This window comes from Kribbella sp. CA-253562 (assembly GCF_050942265.1).
Classification (GTDB): Bacteria; Actinomycetota; Actinomycetes; order Propionibacteriales; family Kribbellaceae; genus Kribbella.
Window position 1 is genome coordinate 6,062,431 of record NZ_CP192049.1, and the last position, 25,246, is coordinate 6,087,676.

At 69.2% G+C, this 25,246-nt stretch carries 23 protein-coding genes; 7 read left to right on the top strand and 16 right to left on the bottom strand.

What is annotated here, in order from left to right:
* Positions 1-17 precede the first annotated feature (17 nt).
* From ACQPXM_RS28575 to ACQPXM_RS28600, 6 genes are all read right to left on the bottom strand, one after another.
* Complete coding sequence (locus ACQPXM_RS28575; protein ID WP_432939031.1) at positions 18-992, bottom strand: hypothetical protein; 975 nt, start codon at positions 990-992, stop codon at positions 18-20.
* Positions 993-1,070: 78 nt separating this feature from the next.
* The gene (locus tag ACQPXM_RS28580) at positions 1,071-1,610 is read right to left on the bottom strand and encodes an AAA family ATPase (protein WP_432939033.1); all 540 of its coding nucleotides are present in this window, start codon (positions 1,608-1,610) and stop codon (positions 1,071-1,073) included.
* Positions 1,611-1,679: 69 nt separating this feature from the next.
* Positions 1,680-1,964, bottom strand: coding sequence for a ubiquitin-like small modifier protein 1 (locus ACQPXM_RS28585; protein ID WP_432939035.1), 285 nt, complete (start codon positions 1,962-1,964; stop codon positions 1,680-1,682).
* 28 nt (positions 1,965-1,992) lie between these two features.
* Complete coding sequence (locus ACQPXM_RS28590) at positions 1,993-3,084, bottom strand: WD40/YVTN/BNR-like repeat-containing protein (RefSeq protein WP_432939038.1); 1,092 nt, start codon at positions 3,082-3,084, stop codon at positions 1,993-1,995.
* 16 nt (positions 3,085-3,100) lie between these two features.
* A complete protein-coding gene (locus ACQPXM_RS28595; protein ID WP_432939040.1) occupies positions 3,101-4,030 on the bottom strand; it encodes a 2-hydroxyacid dehydrogenase in 930 nt (309 codons plus the stop codon).
* A 9-nt stretch (positions 4,031-4,039) separates the two neighbouring features.
* The gene (locus ACQPXM_RS28600; protein ID WP_432939042.1) at positions 4,040-4,585 is read right to left on the bottom strand and encodes a TIGR03086 family metal-binding protein; all 546 of its coding nucleotides are present in this window, start codon (positions 4,583-4,585) and stop codon (positions 4,040-4,042) included.
* A gap of 110 nt (positions 4,586-4,695) precedes the next feature.
* On the opposite strand from ACQPXM_RS28600, the gene ACQPXM_RS28605 reads away from it, so the two are divergent.
* Both ACQPXM_RS28605 and ACQPXM_RS28610 read left to right on the top strand, forming a co-directional pair.
* Complete coding sequence (locus ACQPXM_RS28605; protein WP_432939045.1) at positions 4,696-6,075, top strand: FAD-binding oxidoreductase; 1,380 nt, start codon at positions 4,696-4,698, stop codon at positions 6,073-6,075.
* Positions 6,072-7,358, top strand: a complete 1,287-nt coding sequence (locus ACQPXM_RS28610; protein ID WP_432939047.1) for a class I SAM-dependent methyltransferase — start codon at positions 6,072-6,074, stop codon at positions 7,356-7,358. The genes ACQPXM_RS28605 and ACQPXM_RS28610 overlap by 4 nt, the downstream gene beginning before the upstream one ends.
* Before the next feature lie 30 nt (positions 7,359-7,388).
* Here ACQPXM_RS28610 and ACQPXM_RS28615 read toward each other — a convergent pair whose 3' ends face one another.
* Positions 7,389-7,688 carry a hypothetical protein gene (locus tag ACQPXM_RS28615; protein WP_432939049.1) on the bottom strand — a complete coding sequence of 100 codons (300 nt, stop codon included), beginning with the start codon at positions 7,686-7,688 and terminating at the stop codon, positions 7,389-7,391.
* 1,325 nt (positions 7,689-9,013) lie between these two features.
* Between ACQPXM_RS28615 and ACQPXM_RS28620 the strand changes: the two genes are divergently transcribed.
* The gene (locus tag ACQPXM_RS28620) at positions 9,014-9,955 is read left to right on the top strand and encodes a PQQ-dependent sugar dehydrogenase (RefSeq protein WP_432939052.1); all 942 of its coding nucleotides are present in this window, start codon (positions 9,014-9,016) and stop codon (positions 9,953-9,955) included.
* A 69-nt stretch (positions 9,956-10,024) separates the two neighbouring features.
* Positions 10,025-10,489, top strand: a complete 465-nt coding sequence (locus ACQPXM_RS28625) for a hypothetical protein (RefSeq protein WP_432939055.1) — start codon at positions 10,025-10,027, stop codon at positions 10,487-10,489.
* A 67-nt stretch (positions 10,490-10,556) separates the two neighbouring features.
* On the opposite strand, the gene gatB is transcribed toward ACQPXM_RS28625, so the two are convergent.
* The 3 genes from gatB to gatC are packed head-to-tail and all read right to left on the bottom strand — an operon-like array spanning position 10,557 to position 13,854.
* The gene (gene gatB, locus ACQPXM_RS28630; protein ID WP_432939058.1) at positions 10,557-12,053 is read right to left on the bottom strand and encodes an Asp-tRNA(Asn)/Glu-tRNA(Gln) amidotransferase subunit GatB; all 1,497 of its coding nucleotides are present in this window, start codon (positions 12,051-12,053) and stop codon (positions 10,557-10,559) included.
* Positions 12,050-13,555 carry an Asp-tRNA(Asn)/Glu-tRNA(Gln) amidotransferase subunit GatA gene (gene gatA, locus ACQPXM_RS28635; RefSeq protein WP_077012875.1) on the bottom strand — a complete coding sequence of 502 codons (1,506 nt, stop codon included), beginning with the start codon at positions 13,553-13,555 and terminating at the stop codon, positions 12,050-12,052. The genes gatB and gatA overlap by 4 nt, the downstream gene beginning before the upstream one ends.
* The gene (gatC, locus tag ACQPXM_RS28640) at positions 13,555-13,854 is read right to left on the bottom strand and encodes an Asp-tRNA(Asn)/Glu-tRNA(Gln) amidotransferase subunit GatC (protein ID WP_432939062.1); all 300 of its coding nucleotides are present in this window, start codon (positions 13,852-13,854) and stop codon (positions 13,555-13,557) included. The genes gatA and gatC overlap by 1 nt, the downstream gene beginning before the upstream one ends.
* A 232-nt stretch (positions 13,855-14,086) precedes the next feature.
* On the opposite strand from gatC, the gene ACQPXM_RS28645 reads away from it, so the two are divergent.
* Complete coding sequence (locus tag ACQPXM_RS28645) at positions 14,087-14,731, top strand: ACT domain-containing protein (RefSeq protein WP_077012877.1); 645 nt, start codon at positions 14,087-14,089, stop codon at positions 14,729-14,731.
* Between the two features lie 67 nt (positions 14,732-14,798).
* On the opposite strand, the gene ACQPXM_RS28650 is transcribed toward ACQPXM_RS28645, so the two are convergent.
* The 6 genes from ACQPXM_RS28650 to ACQPXM_RS28675 all read right to left on the bottom strand — a co-directional run bounded on the left by ACQPXM_RS28650 (position 14,799) and on the right by ACQPXM_RS28675 (position 22,088).
* Positions 14,799-15,023, bottom strand: a complete 225-nt coding sequence (locus tag ACQPXM_RS28650) for a hypothetical protein (RefSeq protein WP_432939064.1) — start codon at positions 15,021-15,023, stop codon at positions 14,799-14,801.
* 24 nt (positions 15,024-15,047) lie between these two features.
* Entirely contained in the window at positions 15,048-16,472 is a 1,425-nt protein-coding gene (locus ACQPXM_RS28655; RefSeq protein WP_432939067.1) for a hypothetical protein, read from the bottom strand.
* Positions 16,473-16,623: 151 nt separating this feature from the next.
* Positions 16,624-18,753 (bottom strand): NAD-dependent DNA ligase LigA, encoded by a 2,130-nt coding sequence (ligA, locus tag ACQPXM_RS28660; RefSeq protein WP_432939069.1) that lies wholly within the window; start codon positions 18,751-18,753, stop codon positions 16,624-16,626.
* 58 nt (positions 18,754-18,811) lie between these two features.
* Entirely contained in the window at positions 18,812-19,798 is a 987-nt protein-coding gene (locus tag ACQPXM_RS28665) for a methionine synthase vitamin-B12 independent (RefSeq protein WP_432939071.1), read from the bottom strand.
* Positions 19,798-20,886: a tRNA 2-thiouridine(34) synthase MnmA gene (gene mnmA, locus ACQPXM_RS28670; RefSeq protein ID WP_432939073.1), complete on the bottom strand. Its 1,089-nt coding sequence runs from the start codon at positions 20,884-20,886 to the stop codon at positions 19,798-19,800. The genes ACQPXM_RS28665 and mnmA overlap by 1 nt, the downstream gene beginning before the upstream one ends.
* A complete protein-coding gene (locus ACQPXM_RS28675; protein WP_432939075.1) occupies positions 20,886-22,088 on the bottom strand; it encodes a cysteine desulfurase family protein in 1,203 nt (400 codons plus the stop codon). The genes mnmA and ACQPXM_RS28675 overlap by 1 nt, the downstream gene beginning before the upstream one ends.
* 162 nt (positions 22,089-22,250) lie before the next feature.
* Between ACQPXM_RS28675 and ACQPXM_RS28680 the strand changes: the two genes are divergently transcribed.
* Together ACQPXM_RS28680 and ACQPXM_RS28685 are read left to right on the top strand one after the other, a co-directional pair.
* The gene (locus ACQPXM_RS28680) at positions 22,251-23,639 is read left to right on the top strand and encodes a serine hydrolase domain-containing protein (protein WP_432939078.1); all 1,389 of its coding nucleotides are present in this window, start codon (positions 22,251-22,253) and stop codon (positions 23,637-23,639) included.
* A 16-nt stretch (positions 23,640-23,655) separates the two neighbouring features.
* On the top strand, positions 23,656-25,242 hold the full coding sequence (locus ACQPXM_RS28685) for an ABC transporter substrate-binding protein (RefSeq protein ID WP_432939080.1): 1,587 nt from the start codon (positions 23,656-23,658) through the stop codon (positions 25,240-25,242).
* The last annotated feature ends 4 nt before the right edge of the window (positions 25,243-25,246 follow it).

Below are 25,246 nucleotides of genomic sequence, written 5' to 3' on the forward strand. Positions count from 1 at the left end.
TCCTGACTGTATAGATCTCAGCGCCGGTACTTCTCGGCGAACGCCTCGAGCGGGTCGCCGCTGTAGGCCCAGGGCAGCGTACTGACCCGGTTGAACATCGCGTCCGCCGACGCCTGGCCCTCGTCGCTGTGCACGTTCTTCAGCAGGTAGGCGTAGTAGTTGTGGGCGTCCAGGTCCGGCGCCTCCGGGGACCGGCCGGGCTGCAGCCACTTCTGCCGCGAGGCGAGCAGCGGGTCCGCCCACTTGCTGGTCAGCTTGGTGGCCGCCGCGACCTTCTTGACGGCGTTCGCGTCGGTGAAGGAGAAGACGTGCAGCCGCGCCTCGGCCACCGCCTTGGCCAGTACGGCGCCGAGCACGCTGCCCGGTGCCGCACGATCGGCGGTCTCGGCCGCGAAGGCGAGCATCTCGTCGAGACTGGTCCCGTACCACTTCGGCGCGATCGCGTGCACCTTGTTGCCGTGCGCCGCGTAGCTGGCCGGGTGCCGCGCGATCGCCTCCTGGAACAGCGCCTCGTGCGTCTCCAGATCGGCACCGAGCCCGATCGCCACCCACTGGTACACCGTCCACGGCGTCGCGTCGTCCGGCGCCGTCTCGATCGCCAGCCCCACCACCTCGTACGCCGTACGCAGGATGTCGTGGAACGTCGCGAACTGCTGCTCGGACACGTACTTGGCCTGCTGACCGCTGCGGATCCGCCAGCCTTCGAGCACCAACGTCTGGGCCAGCCAGAGCAGCAGCTCGGGGTCACGGCCGCCGAGCTCCTCCAGTCTGGCCTCGAGCTGCTCAGAGCGACCGATCGCCGCCTCGGCCAGTCCGCCGTTCCAGACCGCGCGCCGGTCGCCGGTCTGCGCCTTGAATCCGGCGAGCGCCGTGTCGAAGTCCCCCACCTCGACCGCGGCCACCGCCGCGTCCAGGTCGCGGTCGGACCAGGTCCGGTCGAGCACGAGACCGTCGGTCCGCGGAAGGCGGTTCTTCCGCGTGAAGATTCCCATCGGGAAAGCGTAAAGCCGCTGATCGGGGCCGACCGCGGTTTTGCAGGTTGCTGCGAACGGCCTTGACACGTTGGGATTTCAGACCAGCCGGTACTGCTGCGACGCGACAGCCTTGCGGACCTCCGCCGCCGTCCGCTCCGGGTCCAGCGCGCCCGTGTCGATCACGTGCCGCTCCAGCTCACCGAGATCGGCCAGTGCCTGGTACATCCCGGTGACCGCCTCGACGTCCTTCAGCTCACCGTCGGCTCTGTTCACGGCGCGTGCGAGCGTCGTGTCCAGATCGGGGCGCAGTACGACGTACGACATCGTCACCCCGTCCCGGCGCGCGGCGGCGCGGAACGGGTCGAGGAACCACGGCCCGATGATCCCGTCCACGACGACGTCGTAGCCACCGCGCGCGTAGGTCGTGGTGGTCGCGACGATCGCCTCGACCACCACCTCGTTCTGCCGCTGCGCGCCCGGCAGGTACGGCGGGACGAAGCCGGTCCGGATCGCGCGGTAGTACAAGTCGGTCGTCAGGTGCACGGTGGGGCCGGCCGCGTTGGACGCGACCAGCTCGGCCACCGTCGTCTTGCCCGCGCCGGGCGGGCCGGTCAGCAGGATCACTTCGCCGGTCATGCCCGCGAGGCTAGTCAGGCTCCTCCTCGAACGACACTGTTTTGTTCGGCCGCCATTTGGTCGGCACAGTCAGCCGCCGGCCACGCTCGGCAGGACCAGCAACTCGCAGCCGTCGGGCAGCTGGGTCTCCAGGCCGTCGAGGTCGCGGATGTTGTCGTTGCCGAGGTAGACGTTGACGTGCCGGCGCAGCGCGCCCTGCTCGTCGGTCAGCCGCCGCCGCAGCGCCGGATGTTGTTGCTCCAAAGTCGCGAACACCGCACCGACCGTCGTCTCCCCCGGCGTCTCGACCGCGACCTTCTCGGCGCCACCCGCGAATGGCCGCAGCACTGTCGGCAGCTTCACCTGGACCGGCATGGGATCACCTCGTCTCTCGGTCCGCGGATCAGCCGACGACCGCGGCGCGGACAGTCAGCACGTCCGGCAGGTGCCGGGCGACCTCGGTCCACGAGTCACCCGCATCGGCGCTCGCGTACACACAGCCGTCGCGCGTCCCGACGTACACGCCCGCGGGAGTGCCGGCGTCCGTGCAGAGCGCGTCGCGCAGCACCGGCGCGTACGACGGGACGTCGGGCAGCCCCTTGGTCAGCGGCTCCCAGGTCGCGCCGGCATCGCGCGACCGGTAGACCCGGCACCTGGCGTCGGTCGGAATCCGGTTGCCGTCGGCCACCAACGGGAAGACGTAGACGGTCTCCGGCTCGTGCGGGTGCACCACGATCGGGAAGCCGAAGTCCGACGGCAGGCCGTCCGCGATCGACTTCCAGATCGCGCCGCCGTCGTCGGAGCGGTAGACGCCGTGGTGGTTCTGCGCGAACAGCCGCTCCGGTACGGCGGGATGCCCGGCCAGCTTGTGCACGCACTGGCCGAACTCCGGGTCGGGGTCGGGCAGGAAGTAGGCCTTGATCCCGTGGTTGGCCGGCTTCCAGCTCTGCCCGCCGTCCTGCGTCTGGTACACGCCGCCGGTCGACATCGCGACACTGATCCGGTCCGGATCGGTCGGATGCGGCAGCACGGTGTGGATCGCCTGACCGCCGAACCCGGCGCCCCAGTCCTTGCGGTGCGGGTGATCCCACAGGCCGCGGACCAGCTCGAAGGTCACGCCGCCGTCGGTCGACTTCCACAGCGACGAGGGCTGTGCGCCAGCGTACACGACGCCGGGCTGGTCCTGCGATGCGGGCTGGATCTGCCAGACGCGCTCGAGCGAGGCCTCGGCCTCCTTCGGGAAGCCGATCGAGCCTTCCGGCGGCTCGGCCCAGCTCTGGCCGAGGTCGTCGGAGTGGAAGACCGCCGGCCCCCAGTGCTCGCTCGTGCCACCGGCGAACAGGCGCGGACGATCGCCGCGGGTGTCGACACCGACCGAGTAGATCCCCTGCATCTCGAAGTGCGGCCCGTCGAGCGTCCACACCGTGCGCTCGGCGTCACTGCGCCCGATCCACAGACCCTTCTTGGTACCGATCAGCAGTATTGCTTCGGACATCGTTGTCCTCCAGTTCTCAGCGTGGCGGCCCCGCCACCACATTGATCAGGGGTTCGCCGGTCACGTAGCGCTCCAGCTGGGCCCGGACGAGCCGCGCCACCCGCGGCGGGAACGCCGTCGAGGCACCACCGCGGTGCGGGTTGACCAGCACGTTGGGCGCCGACCAGAGCGGGTGCCCGGCGGGCAGTGGCTCGGGATCGGTCACGTCGAGCGCGGCGCGGATCCGGCCCTTGCCGAGCTCGGCGACCAGGTCGCCGGTGTTCACCACGACGCCGCGGGCCACGTTGACCAGCAGGGCGCCGTCCTTCATCCGGCCCAGGAACTGCGCGTCCACCAGGCCCTTCGTCTCTTCGGTCGCCGGCGTCAGCAGGACGACGACGTCGGCGCGCGGCAGCAACGCGGGCAGCTCGGTGATCGGCGCGACGCCGTCCCGGGCTCTGCGCGCGACCCGGATGATGTCGCACTCGAACCCGGCCAGCCGCCGCTCCAGCGCCTCGCCGATCGAGCCGTACCCGAGGATCAGCACGGTCCGGTCGGCCAGCGAGTCGTCGATCCCGGGATCGGCCGGCCAGATGCCCTGCTGCTGGTTGACGACCGCAGTCGGGATCCGCCGGTACGACGCCAGGATCAGCGCGACCGCGAGTTCGGCGGTGGACGCGTCGTGCACGCCGCGCGCGTTGCACAGCGTGACGCCGTCCGGCAGGTAGGGCAGCACGTTCTCGAACCCGGCGGTCTGGGTCTGCACGACCTTGAGGTTCGGCATCTCGGAGATCACTTCGACGGCCCGCGAACTGCCCATGTAACTCGGCACGTAGAACTCGACCTGGTCAGGCTCCTGGTCGAGCTCTCCACCCGCGTAGTACGTCGCCTGGACACGCTCCGGAAGCCCGCCGAGAAAGCTCTGCGGGTCCTTCCAGGGCAGCCATGTGTTCACCGAATCAGCCATGGGCTGAACCTACTCGCCACCACCGACACCAGGCGACCGCCCGGTGATACCGATCACCCGGTCCAGCAGGCTCGCGTCCTCGGGCACGGCGACCGGCGGTCCCCACATCCCGGGCACCGGCGGCGCCGTCAGGAGTGCTTCGACATGTTCGTAGCAACTCCGTACGGTCTCCTCCGGCAGCTGGATCCGCTGGCCCGTCGCCTGCGCCAGGTCCCACCCGTGCACCACGAACTCGGTCAGCGCGATCCGGCCCCACTCGTCGTTGCTGAGCTCGAGCCCGGCCAGCTCCGACGAACCTTCCCAGGCCGCCGGATCGGCCCAGGCCACCCCGACCCGCTCCACCCGGCTCGTCAACGTCGTTCGCCAGGTCGGGGCGTCCAGGTCGAGCGCCTCGGCGCTGCTGTCCCTGGCGAACGCCCGTGCACCTTCGTCCACGTGCGCGAGCAACTCCCCCACCGAGTACTTCTCACAGGGCGTCGGACGGCCGAGATCCTCCGGCCCGATCCGCGCCACCACCGCGCTCAGCGCGCGGCCGGCCGGCTTGAGGTCGATCATCTGGTTCCTCCTCGTCTTTCCCGCGACGTCGGAGCCGCTGACACCGTCTCGACATTCAGTCGCAGAAAAATCTTCGGTACTTCGTCCGGCGGCCGTCGTACTCTGATCAGGTGCCTTCGACATCGGGTTCGACCTCGACTGTGGAACACGATCAGGCGGTCGGACGTCTCCGAGCGTCCTACCAGCGCATTCCCCCGGGCGATCCGGTCCGGCTGGCGAAGCGCAGCTCGAACCTGTTCCGCCCCCGCACGGCGCTCGACACCCCCGGCCTCGACGTCTCCGGCCTGACCGGTGTGATCTCGGTCGACCCCGACGCCCGGACGGCCGACGTCCAGGGCATGTGCACGTACGAGGACCTGGTCGCCGCCACCCTGCCGTACGGGCTGACCCCGATGGTCGTCCCGCAGCTGAAGACGATCACCCTCGGCGGCGCCGTCACCGGGCTCGGGATCGAGTCGTCGTCGTTCCGGGCCGGGCTGCCGCACGAGTCCGTGCTCGAGCTCGACGTCCTGACCGGCGCCGGCGAGCTGGTCACCGCCCGGCCGACCGGCGAGCACGCCGACCTGTTCCGCACCTTCCCGAACTCCTACGGCACGCTCGGCTACGCCACCCGGCTGCGGATCGAGCTCGACCGCATCTCGCCGTACATCGCCTTGCGGCACGTTCGACTCGGCCTCGACGAGCTGGCGCCGGCGATCGAGGGCATCGTTGCCGACGGCACGTACGACGACGAGCCGGTGCACTTCGTCGACGGCGTCGCGTTCAGCCCGACCGAGGCGTACCTGACGTTGGGCCGCAACAGCGACGCCGCGGTGCGGACCAGCGACTACACCGGTCAGCAGATCTACTACCGCTCGATCCAGCAGCGCCCGACCGACTTCCTCACCGCGCACGACTACCTGTGGCGCTGGGACACCGACTGGTTCTGGTGCTCGGCCGCGTTCGGCGCGCAGAACCGCTGGGTCCGCCGCGTCTGGCCTTCCCGGCTGCGACGCAGCGACGTCTACCACCGGCTGGTCGGCCTGGAGAACCGCTACCAAGTTGCCGCCCGCATCAATCGGCGGCGCGGGCTGCCCGACCGCGAGCGGGTGGTCCAGGACGTCGAGATCCCGGTCGACCAGCTGGCCGGCTTCCTGCGCTGGTTCGACGCCGAGGTCGGGATGCGGCCGGTCTGGCTGTGCCCGCTGCGGCTGCGCGGCTCCGACACCTGGCCCCTCTACCCGCTGGCGCCTTCCACGACCTACGTCAACGTGGGCTTCTGGGGCACCGTCGCCATCGCTCCCGGCGCCGCGGACGGCGACGTGAACCGCCGGATCGAGGCCGCGGTCGCCGACTTCGGCGGCCACAAGTCGCTGTACTCCGACGCCTACTACGACCGGGACACCTTCGACCGGCTCTACAACGTCCCGGCCCTCACCGAAGTCAAGCAACGCTACGACCCCGACGCCCGCCTCACCGGGCTCTACGAGAAGGCGGTGACTCGCCGATGACCACAGTGGCGACCCAGATCTCGATCGCCGACGCCCTGACCACGGTGACCCCCGGCGGCCTGCCGTTCCGCTTCACCGCCTACGACGGCAGCGCGGCCGGCCCCGAGGACAGCCCGATCCACATGCACCTGGCCACCGAGCGTGGGCTCTCCTATGTCTTGACGGCCCCCGGCGACCTCGGCCTGGTCCGCGCCTACGTCCAGGGCGACCTGGAGATCGAGGGCGTGCACCCCGGCAACCCGTACGGCCTGATGCGGATGATGCTCAACCAGCTGCACTTCGAGCGCCCGACCCCGTCCGAGGCGCTGCGCATCGTCAGGGGCCTCGGTTGGAGTCATTTGAAGCCCCCACCGCCGCCGCCGCAGGAACACCTGCCGAAGTGGCGCCGCACCTTCGAGGGCCTGCGCCACTCCCGCACCCGCGACAAGGCCGCGATCCACCACCACTACGACGTCTCGAACACCTTCTACGAGTACATCCTCGGCCCGTCGATGACCTACACCTGCGCGGTCTTCCCGACCGAGTCCGCGACACTGGAACAAGCCCAGTTCGAGAAGTACGACCTGGTGGCGAGGAAGCTGGACCTGAAGTCCGGCCGGCGTCTCCTGGACGTCGGCTGCGGCTGGGGCGGCATGGTCCGCCACGCCGCCCGCGAGTACGGCGTACAGGCTCTGGGCGTCACGCTGTCGGCCGCACAGGCGGAGTGGGCCACCGAAGCCATCAAACGCGAAGGCCTCGAACACCTCGCCGAAGTCCGCTTCCTCGACTACCGCGACGTGCCCGAGTCCGACTTCGACGCGATCAGCTCGATCGGCCTCACCGAACACATCGGCGTCCGCAACTACCCGTCGTACTTCGGCTTCCTGCTCGACCACCTCAAGCCCGGCGGCCGGTTGCTGAACCACACCATCACCCGCCCCGACAACCGCTACCGCTCCACCGGCGCCTTCATCGACCGCTACATCTTCCCCGACGGCGAACTCATCGGCTCCGGCCGCATCATCGCCGAAGCCCAGGACGCCGGCTTCGAAGTCCGCCACGAGGAAAACCTCCGCGAACACTACGCGCTGACCCTCACGGGCTGGTCCGAAAACCTGGAAACCCACTGGGACGAGGCTGTCGCCGAGGTCGGCTACCCCACCGCCAAGATCTGGGGCTTGTACCTCGCGGCCTGCCGAGTCGGCTTCGAACGCAACAACACCCAACTCCACCAGATCCTCGCGGTGAAACTGGACGACGACGCCAACGCGCACTTCCCGTTGCGCCCTACGTGGGGTAGCTGATCAGCGTGAAGATCCCGGATGGCAGGCCTTTCAGATTGTTCGCTCAGATCCGATGACCCTCAGGATATCCCCCAGCCAGACCGCCCCGTAAGCCAGAGCGTCGGACCGGCCGTCTCTCAATTCCACGAGGTTCATCCAGGTCTCGGAAATCTGACCGACCGTCAACTGCGTCGGCTCTTCATAAACATTCGTCAACTCATTCGCCGGCACCGACCAATAGTAGTCGGCCGAGAACTCGATATCTTTACCTTCGACCTCCAACCGCTTCATGAGGATGTCAAAGACGGCGCGCAGGTCACCTACCGTGATTTGGGGAACCTCTTCGGACATCAGCATCCACCTCCCGTTCCAGGAACCGAACCGCGAATACATCCTCCCCTACAGGGTCGATCACGACGATGTAGCAGCGCGCGTCAGCACGACCAACCATCAGCACCGACTCCGAACCAGAACCCAGCTGCCCAACAGACCGCAACTCTGCTAGCAGGTCAGGCCGACCTCATCAATCACCAGTACAAGAGTTTCGCTCCTGACTTCCGGCCATTCCACATGATCGACTCATCCATCATTCACACCGATTGCACTACGCCCCGCGCGGGCAGTCGAATCGCCGGACGAGAACTATCGGCGTATACCCGTCACAGTTCGGCGCCAGGACCCTGCGGAGCAGTTGAATACTAGGAGCGGCCACCTCTCTGGCCACTCCTAGTATTCAACACCGACTTCACGCCGGCGCAGGACTGCCGAGCAATACCAGATCACTCAGTTCCTCAGCAACTCAGCTGGAATCCCGTACATCCGCGAACCCGTCAAGCTTCACCTGACTCTGACAGAATCCGCGACCCGGCCTGTTCGTGCCACATAAACACGGACCGGACATTCGTCGCCGGGGAATTCTGTTTCGTTGCTCTCAAATATTTCATATGCCTCTGAGTCGACATCAAGGATCCCAAGAACCTGAACGCCTACGCGTACTCGAACAGCAATCCAGCGACGTTCAGCGACCCTGACGGCCTGATACTGAAGGGGGAAAGCGCGCACGCTCCAGCTACGGTCCGGCGCGCAATACCTCTGCTGGCGCCGAACAGACCCCTCCCGTACATTGCCCCACCGCTCCCAGACTCCCCCCGAGCCACAGATGCAGAGAGAACGATGTAGGGCACACAACGGGGCCAACTTATACAACCCATACAGTTCCGAATCATCTGTGTAGGTAGCGAGTGACGTGCGCCACACCGCTGGAGCACACTGCAGTGGCGCATGGTCCAGCGAACTTGAACCTCAATTCCTCACGATCAGGGCATCAACAGCCGACTGGCTGCGCAAGATGAGACAGCTCATCCGCGTGGGTGACAGCAGCGAGTTGTACGAGTCAGCGTGGCTTTCGGGTGGTTTTCGGGAGTCGTGCGGGACAGTCGGGTGGGTACCTTGGCGGGACTGGTCGACTCGGAGGAGATGGCGTGCGTACTGCGGCTCTGGTGGTGGCGGTTGGGTTGGTGGCTGCTGGGTGCTCGGATGGTGAGGGCGCGGCGGCACCGACTCCGTCGGGGGCGGTCAGTAGTACTACGCCGTCAGCCAGTACGACGACGCCCTCGGCAGCGCCGACGAGTAGTGCCGCGCCTCGGGGGCCGGTGAAGTTGCAGGTGGCGGGGACGGTGGCTACGGGGATCGAGGTGCCTTGGGGGTTGGCGTTTCTGCCGGACCGGAGTGCGCTGGTGACCGAGCGGGACTCGGGGAAGGTGAAGCGGGTCGCGGGTGGGCGGGCGACCGAGGTGGGGTCGGTGGATGGCGTTGATGCTTCGTCCGAGGGTGGGTTGCTGGGGATCGCGGTAGATCCGCAATATCCGACCAGGCCGTATGTCTATGTCTACTACTCGACCGGCGACGACAATCGGATCGCCCGGATGACGTACCAGGGCGGCAGGTTGTCGGGGCAGCAGACCATTCTCGACGGGATTCCGATGGCCGCGGTGCACAACGGTGGACGACTGCGGTTCGGGCCCGACGGATTCCTGTACGCCGGGACGGGCGACGGCGGGGATCGGCCGAACTCGCAGGACGACAACTCGCTCGGCGGGAAGATTCTGCGGATCACCACCGACGGCAAGGCCGCGCCGGGCAACCCGGGTGGGAAGCCGTGGTTCTCCAAGGGGCACCGCAACGTGCAGGGTCTCGCGTTCGACGGGAGCCAGCTGTACGCCGCGGAGTTCGGCCAGGACACCTGGGACGAGCTGAACGCGATCAACAACGGCGCCAATTACGGATGGCCAGCCGCTGAAGGGGTCAGCCGGCTGGACGGCATGGTGGATCCGATCGCGCAGTGGAACACCGACGACGCGTCGCCGTCCGGGATCGGCGCCGCCCAGGGACACGTGTTCATGGCCGGTCTGCGCGGCGAGCGATTGTGGGCCATCCCAGTTGCCGACGGCAAGCGAACCGGCGAGCCGGTGGCGTTTTTCACCAACGAGTACGGGCGATTGCGGACCGTCGAGGCGGCGCCGGACGGATCGTTGTGGGTGACGACGTCGAACACCGACGGCCGCGGCGACGTCCGTGACGGCGACGACCGGATCCTTCGCGTGACGATTACTCGCTGACGACGCATGCAATTACCCCGCACCTGGTACTAGTGGAACGACACCACACACTCAGGGAGGGGAGACGTCGTGCCTCACCAGGCGCCACTGGACACCAGCGTGATCACGTCGACGCAGCGGTACGAGGACGCGCTACGAACCGTCGATCAACTGAGGGCCTACGGGATGACCGGGCTCGAGATCACCGGAGCCGGGTTGCGGATGGTGGACAGACGGACCGGAGACGTCGCGCGGGCCAGTGGGCAGAGCGCGCTGACCGGTGCGGCGCTGGGGCTGGCGCTCGGGGTGTTCGTCACGCTGGTGGCCGAGACCAGCATGACCGGGCTGGTGGTCGTCTTCTGGGGTCTCGTGTACGGCGCGATCCTGGGCGCGCTGGTCGGGTTCTTCAAGGCGCTGGTGCGCAACCGCCCCGAGGCGCCGACGACCGAGGTGCAGCCGACGGAGTACGAGGTGCGCTGCGCGCCGGCCGACGTGGCGGTGGCGAAGAAGCTGCTCGCCACTCCCCCGGACCTGCACCACCAAGAAGCCGCCTGACCCCCGATCGACGACGGGCCCCAGGGAAACTCCCCTGGGGCCTACTCGCCGACGTACGTCGTACGGACTAGATGCCGAGCTTCGCGTTCAGCAACTCGCGGACCTTCGCCGCGTCGCCCTGGCCGCGCAGGTCCTTCATCACGGCGCCGATCAGCGCACCCGCCGCGGCGGGCTTGCCGGAGTTGACCTTCTCCACGACGTCCGGGTTCGCCGCGATCGCGCGGTCGATGGCCTCGATCAGCGCCGAGTCGTCGGAGACCAGCGCGAGCCCGCGCGCCTCGATGATCTCGTCGATGCTGCCCTCGCCCTTGAGCAGACCGTCGAAGACCTGACGGGCCAGCTTGTCGTTCAGCTCGCCCTTGTCGACCCGCTGCTGGACGTTGGAGACGTCGACCGGCCCGACCCCGAGGTCGGCCAGATCCTTACCGGACTCGTTGGCGGCCCGGGCCAGCTCACCCAGCCACCACTTCTTCGCCGCGGCCGGGCTGACGCCGAGCTCGACCGTCTTCACGATCGGTTCCAGCGCGTTGCCGTTGATGACGTCGCGCATCTCCAGATCGGTGAAGCCCCACTCCTCCTGCAGCCGGACCCGCCGCGTCGACGGCGCCTCGGGCAGTGTCGCGCGCAGCTCCTCGACCCACTCGCGCGACGGCGCGACCGGGACCAGGTCCGGCTCGGGGAAGTACCGGTAGTCGTCGGCGTCCGACTTCTCCCGGCCCGACGTGGTGACACCGGTGTCCTCGTGCCAGTGCCGGGTCTCCTGCAGGACCTTGCCACCCGACGCCAGGACGGCGGCCTGACGGGTGATCTCGTAGGTCACCGCGCGCTCGACCGAGCGGAACGAGTTCACGTTCTTGGTCTCGGTCCGCGTGCCGAGCACCGTCGAGCCGCGCGGCTTGAGCGACACGTTCGCGTCGCAGCGCAGCGAGCCCTGGTCCATCCGGACGTCGGAGACGTCCAGCGCGAGCAGCAGGTCACGCAGCATGCTCACGTACGCGCGAGCCACCGCCGCGGCCTTGTCCGGCGCGACCTCGATCGTCTTGGTGACGATCTCGATCAGCGGGATGCCGGCCCGGTTGTAGTCGACCAGCGAGTGCGAGGCGCCGTGGATCCGGCCGGTCGCGCCACCCACGTGGGTCGACTTGCCGGTGTCCTCCTCCATGTGCGCGCGCTCGATCTCGATCCGGTAGGTCTCGCCGTCGACGACGACCTCGGTCCAGCCGTTGAACGCGATCGGTTCGTCGTACTGGGAGGTCTGGAAGTTCTTCGGCATGTCCGGGTAGAAGTAGTTCTTCCGGGCGAACCGGCACCACTCGGCGATCTCGCAGTTCAGCGCGAGACCGATCTTGATCGCCGACTCGACCGCCCGGGCGTTGACCACCGGCAGCGCGCCGGGCAGGCCGAGGCAGACCGGGCAGGTCTGCGTGTTCGGCGGCGCGCCGAACTCGGTCGGGCAGCCGCAGAACATCTTGGACTTCGTGTTCAGCTCGACGTGGACCTCGAGGCCCAGCACCGGGTCGTACTGCGCGAGCGCGTCCTCGATCGCGAAAACCTCAGCCGTCATCGGGACACCTCCAGCTCCGGAGCCTTGGACATCAGTACGCCGCCCCACTGCTCGGCCAGCGCGGCCTCGAGCGCGCCGCCCACCTGGTAGAGCAGGTCGTCGCGCATCACCGGGGCCATCACGTGGAAGCCGACCGGCAGACCGTCCTCGTCGGCCAGGCCGCACGGGAACGACGCGGCCGCGTTGCCGGCCAGGTTGGACGGGATCGTGCACAGGTCGTTCTTGTACATCGCGATCGGGTCGTTCACCCGGTCGCCGATCGCGAACGCGGTCGTCGGCGTGGCCGGTGAGACCAGCACGTCGACCTGCTCGTAGGCCTTGGTGAAGTCCCGCGCGATCAGCGTGCGGACCTTCTGCGCCTGGCCGTAGTACGCGTCGTAGTAACCGCTCGACAGCGCGTGCGTGCCGAGCATGATCCGGCGCTTCACCTCGGCGCCGAAGCCGGCCTCGCGGGTCAGGTTCATCACCTTCTCCGCACTGTTCTCGCCGTCGTCACCGACCCGCAGGCCGTAGCGCATCGCGTCGAACTTGGCCAGGTTGGACGAGGCCTCGCTCGGCAGGATCAGGTAGTACGCCGGCAGCGCGTATTCGAAGTGCGGGCAGGACACCTCGACCACTTCGGCGCCGAGCTTGGTCAGCAGCTCGACCGCCTCGTGGAAGCGGGCCTCGACGCCCGGCTGGTATCCCTCGCCGCCGAGCTCCTTGACGACGCCGATCCGCAGGCCGGCGACGTCGGCGCGACGGGCCGCGTCGACCACCGCCGGGACCGGCTGGTTGATCGAGGTCGAGTCCATCGGGTCGTGACCTGCGATGACCTCGTGCAGCAGCGCCGCGTCGAGCGTCGTACGCGCACACGGACCAGGCGTGTCCAGGCTCGAGGCCAGCGCGATCAGCCCGTACCGCGAGGTGCCGCCGTACGTCGGCTTGACGCCGACCGTGCCGGTGAACGCACCGGGCTGGCGGATCGAGCCACCGGTGTCGGTGCCGATCGCCAGCGGCGCTTCGTACGCCGCAAGGGCCGCCGACGAACCGCCGCCGGAGCCGCCGGGGATCCGGTTCAGGTCCCAGGGGTTGTGGGTCGTGCCGTACGCCGAGTTCTCGGTGGACGAGCCCATCGCGAACTCGTCCATGTTCGTCTTGCCGAGGATCACCACGCCGGCCGCCTTCAACCGCTGCACCACGGTCGCGTCGTACGGCGGCTTCCAGCCCTCGAGCATCTTCGAGCCGGCGGTGGTCGGGACGCCGTCCTGGGTCAGCACGTCCTTCAGCGCCAGCGGTACGCCGGCCAGCGGGCCGAGCTTCTCGCCCGCGGCACGCTTCTGGTCGACGGCTGCGGCTTGCGCCAGCGCGCCCTCGGTGTCGACGTGCAGGAACGCGTGCACGGCACCGTCGACGGCACCGATCCGGTCGAGGTGCGCCTGGGTGATCTCCACCGCGCTGGCCTCACCGGACGCCATCAGCTCCGACAGCTCGACCGCGGTCTTACGGATCAAGTCACTCATCACGCCTCCTCGTCCAGGATCCGCGGCACCCGGAATCGCTGCTCCTCCGCGGCCGGCGCGCCGGACAGGGCCTGCTCCGGCGTCAGGCACGGCACGTTCACGTCCTCGCGCATCACGTTGGTGATCGGCAGGGCGTGCGAGGTCGGCGGGATGTCGTCCGCGGCCACCTCGCTGACCTGCCCGACCAGAGCGATGATCTGGTCCAGCTGCGGTGCGAGGTGGTCGAGCTCGTCGTCGGAGAGCTCGATCCGCGCCAGTCGCGCAAGGTGCGCGACCTCTTCGCGGGTAATCGATGGCATGAAGGGCATCCAATGTGTGCGGTTACTGACCAGCGCCACTCAAGGTTTCGAGGGGCACCTGAGCCATCCTAGAGGTCGGCTGTGACAGCTGTGTTGCCCGCTGCCCGATGCTGTGGACAAAGCGAAAGCGGCACCGGATCGAAGCCGCTGGCGTGTCACTTTGCTCCGCTCTGTAACATTGGCCGCGACAGGGCGTAACTTGCGTGGTTTTGGGCTGGGAGATGATCGTTCGGTGTTCCTGCTGCGACTGATCCTCCCGGACCGACCCGGTTCGCTCGGCACCGTGGCGACGGCCCTCGGCGAGGTCGACGCCGACATCCACGCGATCGAAATCGTGGAGCACCGCCGCGAGAACGGCACGGCCGTCGACGACGTCGTGGTCGACCTCCCGCCCGGCGTACTGCCCGACCGGCTGGTCTCGGCCTGCAACGGTGTCGACGGCGTCGAAGTGATCTGGTTCTCCCGGTACGGCGCCGGCGGTGGCCTGCACATGGACCTGGAGGCCGTCGAGCAGATGACCTCGGCCCCGGCCGAGGCGATCGACATCCTGGTCGAACAGGCGCCCTCGGTGCTGCACGCCGACTGGGCCGCGCTGCTGGACGGCACGGGCAGCGAGGTGAAGGTCGCGCTCGAGACCAGCGCGACGCCGGAGTTCGGCGACCTGGTCGAGAAGTGGCTGCCGCTGGAGAAGGCGACCACGCTGGCCGCGCCGGACCACAAGGGCCTGGTCGAGTCGGTGCTGGTCGCGGCGCCGCTGGAGTCCGACCGCCGGGTGCTGGTGATCGGCCGCCGCGGTGGGCCGGAGTTCCTCGGCTCCGAGGTCGCCCGGCTCAGCTACCTGGCCAACCTCGCCGTCACCATTCGCGCGACCGCGTAGAACCTCAGCCGGACAAGACGAAACCTCCTCTCCCGCACAGCGGGTGAGGAGGTTTCGTTCGTACAGGTCAGCGGAGCTCGAAGTACGCCAGCGCTCCCAGGCCGACGATGGCCAGCAGGACGAGCCCGCCGGCCAGCGCGGTGAGCAGGATCGCGACGGTGTTCTTGCCGTCCCGCGCCGGGAGCTCGAACTGGGTCGGCCCCCAGGCGCCGCCGCCGTCGACGCGCTGGACCGCCTCGGGCGGTGGCTTGGCCACCGCCCGCTGCTCGCGCTTCTCGGGCTGGAACTTCACCTGGTCCTCACGAAGGTCGATCGGTCAGACGTAGAACGACTCGTAGCTGAACTCGACCGTCTGCGAGCCGTAGCTTTCCTTGGTGTCGGTGAGGATCTCGACCCGCCAGCCGGACACGTAGCCAGTGTACGACTTGCCGTCGTTGCGAGCCCCGACGAACGCCTTCAGCGCGGCCACGTCCGGCCCCTGCAGCACCGCCAGCCCGTCGGCGACCACGGCTCCGGAGCCGGCCTTCAGGTCCGCGGTGTCACCCGAGGCCCGCATCTGGAACGAGCGCAGCCCGCCGCCCTGCGAGGCGAAGCCGTAGATCGACTGCGACCCGTACTTGCCGAGCGTCTTGCGGCAGGTGATGCCGTTGCGGCAGTCGTACTTCTTCGCCTTCAGCCCGGCCACCATCGCGGCCTGGGTGGTCTGGAACTCCTTGCGTGGCACGTCGAGCTCGTCCGCGCCGGACTTCTTGCCACCGACCTGGATCGTGTCGCCGTTGTTGCGCAGCGAGAACTCGCCCCAGGTGCTGCCGACCTTCTGCGACTTCTGCCCGTTCTTCACCGCCTGCTGCACCTTGGCGACCTCGGAACCACCGAAGGCGTCGTTGCCGATCGCCTGCAGCGCGGCGTCGAAGGTGACGCCGGCGTTGTTGACGTTCTCGTCGTTGGACGACTTGATCAGCACGGCCAGGATCGTGCCGTCGGGCTGGAACTGGAAGACCGCCTCGACCTCGCTCGCACCGTCGAGCTTGAAACAACCGCGGTGTGCGCCCTGCGCCCCGTTGAACAGGTCGCTGCACTGGTACCCGTCGGCCTGGAGCTTGTCGGTCGCGGTCTTGGCCTGACCGGTCGCGTTGCCCAGCTCACCGGCCGGCGGCGCGCCGGTCGGGTCGCCGGTGGGGTCACCGTTCGGAGTCTCGGGGCCGTTGGTCGGCTCCGTGGACGTGGTGGTCGTCGGCTGCGTGGTCGGCTCGTCGTCGCCGCCGAGCGCCTTGATCCCGACGAACACCAGCAGACCGATCAGCAGGACGCCGACGATGCCGCCACCGATGAACAGCGGCATCTTGTCCTTGCCGCCACCCGAGCCGCCCGGACCGTTCGGCTGCCAAGGCTGCTGACCGCCCTGCTGCTGGTGCCAGCCGGCCTGCTGCGCGGGCTTCTGTCCCCACGGCTGCTGCTGGTACCCACCGGTCTGCGGCGGAGTCTGCTGACCCCAGCCGGTCTGACCCGGCTGCTGCGGCGGCTGCCCGGGCTGCTGTCCCCAGCCACCACCACCCTGCGGCGGCGTGCCCTGAGGAGGCTGACCCTGCGGGGGCTGGCCCTGCTGCGGCGGCCGCTGTCCCCAGCCACCACCCTGGGCGGGTTGCTGTTGTCCCCAGCCACCCTGGTTTCCCCCGTGCTGCCCGCCCGGCTGGCCCCCCGGCTGCCCAGGACTCCACGGTCCTTGTGGCGGCGTCGTCATAGTCGCTCCTTAGAAACCCACGTGTGGACGTGCAAAGTTAACAGTCCGACGGGCCAGCCCCCGCCACGGATCCATCCCGTAAGAAACTGGTGTGCCGAACCGCTCGTACGCCGTACCGAGCTAGGCCGGAATCCCTTGTGTCACGGCCGATCTACGCCTGCTCGGGCTCCGGCCTGGTCGCCACTTCGGCGGCCGCGTCGGCGCCGGAGTCGAGCAGCACCTGGAAACCGGCCGCGTCCAGAATCGGTACGCCGAGCTGCACGGCCTTGTCGTACTTCGACCCCGGAGAGTCACCGACCACCACGAACGAGGTCTTCTTCGACACCGAACTGGCCGCCTTGCCGCCACGCGACACGATCGCCTCGGTCGCCTCGTCGCGGCTGAAGCCCTCGATCGTGCCGGTCACCACGATCGACAGCCCGGTCAGCGTCTGCTCGACGGTCGGCCCGGTCCGCTCCTGACGCAACTGGACGCCGGCCGCCTTCCACTTGCGCACGATCTCCTGGTGCCAGTCGACCTGGAACCACTCGATCACCGCGTGCGCGATGGTCGGCCCGACGCCCTCGAGCCGCGACAGCTCCTCCTCGCTCGCCGCCTGCACCTCGTCGATGTCCTTGTACGCCGCCGCCAGCGCGGCCGCCGCGGTCGGACCGACGTGCCGGATCGACAGCGCGACCAGTCCCCGCGACAGCGGCTGGGTCTTGGCGGCCTCGAGGTTCGCGAGCAGCTTCTGCGCGTTGGCCGAGAGGGCTCCGGCCTTGGTGGTGAAGAAGGAGCTGCGGGCCAGTGCTTCCTCGGTCAGCGAGAACAGGTCGCCCTCGTCCGCGATCAGCTCGCTGCCGATCAGCGCGTCTGCGGCCTTGAAGCCGAGCACCTCGATGTCGAACGCCGACCGCCCGGCCAGGTGGAACAGCCGCTCGCGCAGCTGCGCCGGGCAGGTCTGCGAGTTCGGGCAGCGGATGTCGACGTCGCCCTCCTTCATCGGGCGCAACGTCGTCCCGCAGGACGGGCACTCGGTCGGCATCCGGAACGGGTGCGCGTCGGCCGGGCGCAGCTCGATCACCGGACCGAGGATCTCCGGGATCACGTCGCCGGCCTTGCGCAGGACGACGGTGTCGCCGATCCAGACGCCCTTGCGCTCGACTTCCTGGCTGTTGTGCAGCGTCGCGTACTCGACCGTCGAGCCGGCCACCCGGACCGGCTCCATCACCCCGTACGGCGTGACGCGGCCGGTGCGGCCGACGTTGACCTTGATGTCGAGCAGCTTGGTGGTGACCTCCTCCGGCGGGTACTTGAACGCGATCGCCCAGCGCGGCGCGCTCGACGTCGAGCCCAGTGCCCGCTGCAGATCGACCTCGTCCACCTTCACCACGACACCGTCGATCTCGTGGTCGACGGAGTGCCGGTTCTCCCCGTAGTAGGCGATGAACTCGTTCACCTCGGCGAGCGTCTCGACCTTGCGGGCGCGGTCGCTGACCGGCAGCCCCCAGGCCTTCAGCTGCTCGTAGGCCTCGGACAGCCGGCCGATGTGGAAACCGTCGACCCGCCCCAGCCCGTGCACGACGAACCGCAGCGGACGCTGCGCGGAGACCCGCGGGTCCTTCTGCCGCAGCGATCCGGCGGCACCGTTGCGCGGGTTGGAGAACGGGGCCTTGCCGGCCTCGACGAGCTGCGCGTTCAGCTGCTCGAAGTCCTCGACCCGGAAGTAGACCTCGCCGCGGACCTCGAGGAAGGTCGGCAGGGCGTCGCCGTCCAGCTCGTTCGGGATGCTGTCGATGGTGCGCACGTTGAGCGTGACGTCCTCACCGATCCGGCCGTCGCCGCGGGTGGCGCCGGTGACCAGGCGGCCGTTCTCGTAGACCAGGTCGAGGGCGAGGCCGTCGACCTTGAGCTCGCAGAGGAATCCGCTGTCGTGGATCTGCTGGACGGTGACCTCGCGCTCCAGCCGCTTGGCCCAGGCCTCCATCTGCTCGGCGGAGAACGCGTTGGCCAGGCTCTCCATCCGGGTCGGGTGGGTGACCGGCTCGAACAGCGTCGAGATCGGCACGCCGACCTTCTGCGTCGGCGAGTCGGGCGTGCGCAGCTCCTGGTACTGCTCCTCGATGTCCTGCAGCTCGTGCATCAGCGCGTCGAAGTCGGCGTCGGAGATCGTCGAGGTCGCCATGTAGTAGCGGAACCGGTGCTCCTCGATCTCGCGGCTCAGCGCGGCGTGCCGCTCGCGCACCTTCGGCGGCGCGGCAGGCTGATCGGCGGCGGTCGTCTCGGGGATCTCCGTGCTCATGGGGAGAACTTACCGCCCGGCACCGACGATTCCGGGGTTATCCACGACCCCGGCCGGCTCACGCTTCGGCGGCTTCTCCGAGCGCGTCCACGACGCCACGCAGCCGGTCCAGGCGAGCCCGGGCGTCCGCCGGCGACGGAGCGGAGGCGAGCCCACACGCAGGGGTGACGACGACCTGCTTCATCAGTTCCGGGTCCAGACCGAGGTTGCGCCACGTACGTACCAGTGGTGCGGCGGCCTGCTCCGGGTCGGGGATCGGCCCGGTGGTGGCGATCAGTCCGGCGTACAGGGTGGTCTTGGCCTCCACTGCCAGAGCGATCTGCTCCCACGCCGGCTCAGTGAGCAGTGACACGTCTACTGCCACTCCCCCGGCGCCCGCTCGGGTGAACACCTCGATCGGCGGCCGAGCCGCACAGCAGTGCACCAGCGTCGTCGCGGGATCAGCAGCGTCGATCACGCGAGCCAGCAGCTCCACAGCGCCCGGACCGTCGACCGAGCGGTGTTTGCTCCACCCGCTAGCCGTCGGTACAGCCCCAGCCAGTACGGCGGGCAGTGCGGGCTCGTCCAGCTGCACCAGCAAGTCCACGCCCGGCAGCCGACGCCGTACCTCGGCCACCTGCGCGTTCAGCCCGTGCGCCAACGCGTCAGCCAGGTCGCGCCGGGCTCCGTGGTCAGCGAGCACCTTGTCGCCGCGCGGCAGCTCCACCGTCGCCGCGAGCGTCCACGGCCCGGTGAACTGGAGCTTGAGCGGCCCGGTGTACCCGTCGCCGAACTCCTCCAGCACGTCCAGATCCTCGTGCAGCAGCGAGCGCGCCCGGCGCTGGTCGAGACTCGACAGCGGATCCGAACCACCCGTCAGCCGCCACCCGGCGGGCTGGAGATCAGCCGACAGCTCAGCCAGTACGGCGACCGCGCGGCTGAGCATGTCGCCGTACGGGCGCGCCGGCAGCTCCGGGAGGAAGGGGATGTCGACAGCGTCGAGCACCACCTTGGTCCACTCGCGGATGTCCTCGCCAGGTACAGACCCGAGACCAGTGGTTGTCATCAAACGTTCGCAGTGGCGCGCTGGACGGTGTCGATGGTGGCCGAGCCGATGACCCGTGTCCCGTCGTACAGAACGACTGCCTGGCCCGGTGCCACCGCGGCGGTCGGCTCGTCGAACTCCACGAACACCTGGTCGCCCTCGACGCGAGCGGTCACCGCCACCTCGTCACCGTGTGCCCGCAGCTGCGCCTTGACGTGCAGCGTGCCGGCCGGGACCGGTCCGCACCAGCGCGGCTTGGACGCGACCAGGCTCTCCACCGCCAGCTCCTCGCGGGAGCCGACCGTGACCGTGCGGTCGACCGGGCTGATGTCGAGCACGAACCGCGGCTTGCCGTCGGCCGCCGGCGTCCCGATCCGCAGGCCCTTGCGCTGCCCGACGGTGAACCCGTGGGTGCCCTTGTGCTCGCCGAGCTTGGTGCCGCTGCTGTCCACGATGTCGCCGGGCGCCTCGCCCAGCTGCTTGGACAGGAAGCCGGGGGTGTTGCCGTCGGCAATGAAGCAGATGTCGTGGCTGTCCGGCTTGGCCGCGACCGACAGCCCGCGCCGCTCGGCCTCGGCCCGGATCTCGGTCTTGGGCGTGTCGCCGAGCGGGAAGAACGCATGCCGCAGCTGCTCCTGGGTGAGCACGCCGAGCACGTACGACTGGTCCTTGGCCGGGTCGACCGCGCGGTGCAGCTCCCGGCCGGACGGCGTCTCGACGATCTGCGCGTAGTGCCCGGTGGCGACCGCGTCGAAGTCGAGCGCCAGCGCGCGCTCCAGGACGGCGCTGAACTTGACCTTCTCGTTGCAGCGCAGGCAGGGGTTCGGCGTCCGGCCGGCGGCGTACTCGGCGACGAAGTCCTCGACCACGTCGGCGTGGAAGCGCTCGGCCAAATCCCAGACGTAGAACGGGATGCCGATCACGTCGGCGGCCCGGCGGGCGTCGCGGGAGTCCTCGACCGTGCAGCAGCCGCGGGCGCCGCTGCGGTACGACTGGGGGTTGCGGCTGAGCGCCAGGTGCACACCGACCACGTCGTGCCCGGCCTCGGCCATCCGCGCCGCCGCGACGGCGGAGTCGACCCCGCCGGACATGGCTGCGAGTACCCGCATCAGTTGTTCCTTCCCACGTTCTGCAGTCCGGCGGACATCGCCCGCTCCACCACTGGCCCGATGTTGTCCAGCACCGCGTCGACGTCGGCGTCGGTGCTGGTGTGTCCGAGGGTGAACCGCAGCGAGCCGCGGGCCCGCTGGTCGTCGTACCCCATCGCGAGCAGCACGTGACTCGGCTCTGCGACTCCCGCGTTGCACGCCGAGCCGGTCGAGACCTCGATGCCGCGCGCGTCCAGCAGGAGCAACAGCGAGTCGCCCTCGCAGTCCTTGAACGACAAGTGTGCGTTGGCGGGCAAACGGCTCACCGGATCCCCCGACAGCAACGCGCCGGGGATCGTGCTCGTGATGCCCTCGACCAGCCGGTCGCGCAGCCCGATCAGGCGCTGCGCTTCGTCGGCCTGGTGCTTGACGGCGTGGGCGGCCGCGACCGCGAACCCGGCCGTCGCCGGGGTGTCCAGCGTGCCGGACCGTACGTCGCGCTCCTGGCCGCCGCCGTGCACGATCGGCACCAGCTGGGTCTCCTTGTGCACCACCAGCGCACCGATCCCGTACGGGCCGCCGATCTTGTGCGCCGACACGGTCATCGCGTCCACGCCGAGCGCGCCGAAGTCCACCGGGATCTGCCCGACCGCCTGCACGGCGTCGGTGTGCACCGGGATCCCGTGCTCGGCCGCGATCGCCGCGACCTGCTGGATCGGCTGCAGCGTGCCGACTTCGTTGTTGGCCATCATCAGCGTCACGAACGACACCGCCGCCGGGTCCTGCTCGATCGCCGCACGCACCTCATCCGGCTGCACGCGCCCGAGCGCGTCGACCGGCAGCCACTCGAGCTCGGCGCCCTCGTGCTGGGCCAGCCAGACGGCCGGGTCCAGTACGGCGTGGTGCTCGATCCCGCTCAGCAGGATGCGCCGCCGGCGAGGGTCCTCCTTGAGCCGGGCCCACCACAGCCCCTTCAGCGCGAGGTTGTCCGCCTCGGTCCCGCCGGAGGTGAACACCACCTCGCTCGGCAGCGCGCCGAGCGCCTCGGCGATCGTCTCGCGGGACTCCTCCACGGTCCGCCGGGCCGCCCGTCCCGATCCGTGCAGCGACGAGGCGTTGCCGGTGCGCCCAAGGTAAGAGGCCATCGCCTCGATCGCCGCGGGCAGCATCGGAGTCGTCGCGGCATGATCGAGGTAGACCGTACGCCGGCCGGAAGAGGTCATAACACCCTCAAGGGTAAGTCCTCGGCCGATGTTCCCGTCAGGCGTACCAGCTCAGCGGACGCCAGGCCGCTCCGCACGGCTTCGTCCGGACGGACGAAATCGGCCCACTCCGTTGTCGCCTGCGACGAATACGCGCCGCCCCGAGCGTCCTAACGTCGGCCCATGGCGACCCTGAACGAGATCGAGACGTGGCTGCACGACCAGCTGCCGGCCCTGCTGTCCGAGCACGAGGTGCCCGGCGCGGCGGTCGGCGTCCTGTACGGCGGTGAGGTGGTCGACCACGCCGCCGGCCTGCTCAGCAAGGCGACCGGCGTGGAGGCGACCGCCGACTCGGTCTTCCAGATCGGCTCGATCACCAAGGTGTGGACCACCACGCTGGTGATGCAGCTCGCCGACGACGGCATCGTCGACCTCGACCGGCCCGTACGGGAGTACCTGCCCGAGTTCGTGCTCGGCGACGAGGGCGCGGCCGCGAAGATCACCACCCGGCAGCTGCTCAGTCACACCGCCGGCTTCGAGGGTGACATCTTCAACGACACCGGCAAGGGCGACGACGCGGTCGAGAAGTACCTCGCCACCCTCTCCGGGGTCGAGCAGCTGTTCGGCCCGGGCGAGATGTTCTCCTACAACAACGCGGCCTTCGTCGTTCTCGGCCGGCTGGTCGAGGTGCAACGCGGCAAGCCGTACGACACCGTCCTGCGGGAGCGTCTGTTCACTCCGCTCGGGTTGACCCACGCCGCCAACGACCCGTACGAGGCGATCCTGCACCGGGCCGCCGTCGGGCATCTGCGACCCGCGCCGGACGAGGCGCCGGTCCCCGCTCCGGTCTGGGCGCTGACGCGGTCGATGGCGGCCGCCGGTGCCATGCTCGCGATGCGACCGCGTGACCTGCTCACGTTCGCCCGCCTGCACCTGGACTCCGGTACGACGGCCGACGGGACCGCCGTACTGAGTGCGGCGAGTGTCGAGGCGATGCAGGAGCCGCAGGTCAAGCTGCCCGCGCTCGGGATGATGGGCGACTCGTGGGGTCTCGGCTGGGAGCTGTTCGACTGGAACGGGACCACGGTGATCGGCCACGACGGCGGGACGATCGGCCAGGGCGCGTTCCTGCGCATCGTGCCCGAGCACGGTCTGGCGATCGCCCTGCTGACCAACGGCGGCGACATGATCGAGCTGTACCGCGCGGTCTTCGGGCACGTGGTCAAGGAACTGGCCGGGCTCGACCTGCCCGCGATGCCCACTCCTCCGGCCACGGCGGTGCCGGTGGATGTCGAACGGTTCCTCGGCACCTACACCTGCGAGGTGGCCGACATCACCATCCGGCAGGACGACGACGGCCGGTTCTGGCTCGACCAGGTGCCGAAGGGCATCTTCAGTGAGCTCGGCCCGACGCCCGAGCCGGTCGAGCTGGTCGGCCGCGACGAGCACAGCCTGATCGCGGTCAAGGCCGCCAACGGCCTGCACACCCCGCACGTGTTCCTCGGCGACGACGGCACCGGTCGCGCCCTCTACCTGCACAGCGGGCGGGCTCTGCGCCGCGCTGCCGTCTGATTCCCCGGAGGCATCCATGAGATCCGTACTCGCTGTCGCAGTGGCCGGCGTCCTCGCGTTGTCCGCCTGCAGCTCAGGAGGCGAACCGACCACGGCCGGCGGCGGCCAGCCGGTCAGCGGCGGGACGCTGACGATGGCCGTCGGCGGCGACCCCGGCAACCTTGACCCGCAGTTCACCTCGCTGTCGGTCACCATGCAGGTCGACTGGTTCCTGTACGACGCGCTGGTCAACATCGACTCCAGCGGCAAGCAGGTGGCGGGGCTGGCGGAGAAGTGGGAAGGCACGACGACCACCGCGAAGTACACGCTGCGCAAGGGCGTCACCTGTGCCGACGGCACGCCGCTGACCGCGAGCACGGTCGCGCAGAACATCAACTTCGTCGGCAATCCGGCCAACAAGTCGACCCGGATCGGCGTCTTCGTCCCGGCGGGCGCCAAGGCGACCGCTGACGACGCGGCCGGCACGGTGACGGTGACGGCGGCAGCTCCGGACGCCTTCCTGGTTCGCAACGTCGGCGGCCTGCACATCGTCTGTGGCAAGGGGATGAAGGACCGCAGCATCCTCAAGCAGAGCTCGGACGGCACCGGGATGTACACGGTCAGCGAGGCCGTACCCGGCGACCACTACACGCTGACCCGGCGCAAGGACTACGCCTGGGGCCCGGGTGACTTCAAGGCCGACCAGGCCGGGCTGCCGGACAAGGTCGTGATCAAGGTCGTCGCCAACGAGACCACGTCGGCGAACCTGCTGACCGCCGGACAGGTGAACATCGTCGCCATCGCCGGACCGGACAAGCAGCGCCTGGCCGCCCAGCAACTGTTCAAGCGGGAGGCCGGTGCGCCGCTCGGCCAGCTCTGGTTCAACCAGAAGGCGGGACTGCCCACCTCCGATCTCGCCGTACGGCGTGCGCTGACGCAGGGCCTCGACCTGACCCAGCTGGGCAAGGTGGTCACCAGCGGAACCGGTACGGCGCCGACCGATCTGGTTGCCCCTGGCATGGGTCCGTGCAAGGAGGACACCGTCACCGGCAACCTGCCGGGCCACGACTTGAACGCCGCCAAAGCCGCGCTCGACGCGGCGGGCTGGAAGCCAGGTGCGGGCGGTATCCGCGAGAAGGGCGGCAGCAAGCTGTCGCTGGTCTTCTACTACCCCACCACGCTCGGTCCGACGCTGCAGTCGGCCGCTGAGCTGCTGCAGAAGTCCTGGACCGAGCTGGGCGTCGAGGTGTCGCTGAAGGCCGTCTCCACCGCCGAGATCAGCACTGTGGTCCTCGCCGGGCAAGGCACCTGGCACGCAGGGCTGATCCCGCTGACCGTCTCCCTCCCGAGCCAGCTGGTCAGCTTCCTGTCCGGCACAACACCGCCGAACGGCAGCAATTTCTCCTCGATCAAGAACGCCGGGTACGACGCCGCGGTCGCCAAGGCGTCCCGCACCGCCGGGACCGACGGCTGCGCGGACTGGGCAGCCGCCGAGCGGGCCCTGTTCGAGCAGGTGAACCTGGTGCCGTTCGTCAACACAACGCTGCCGTACTTCGGCAAGAACGTGACCTTCGAGCTCGGCCAGGGCAGCGTCGTGCCCAGCTCGATCCGGATGCTGGGGTGAGCCG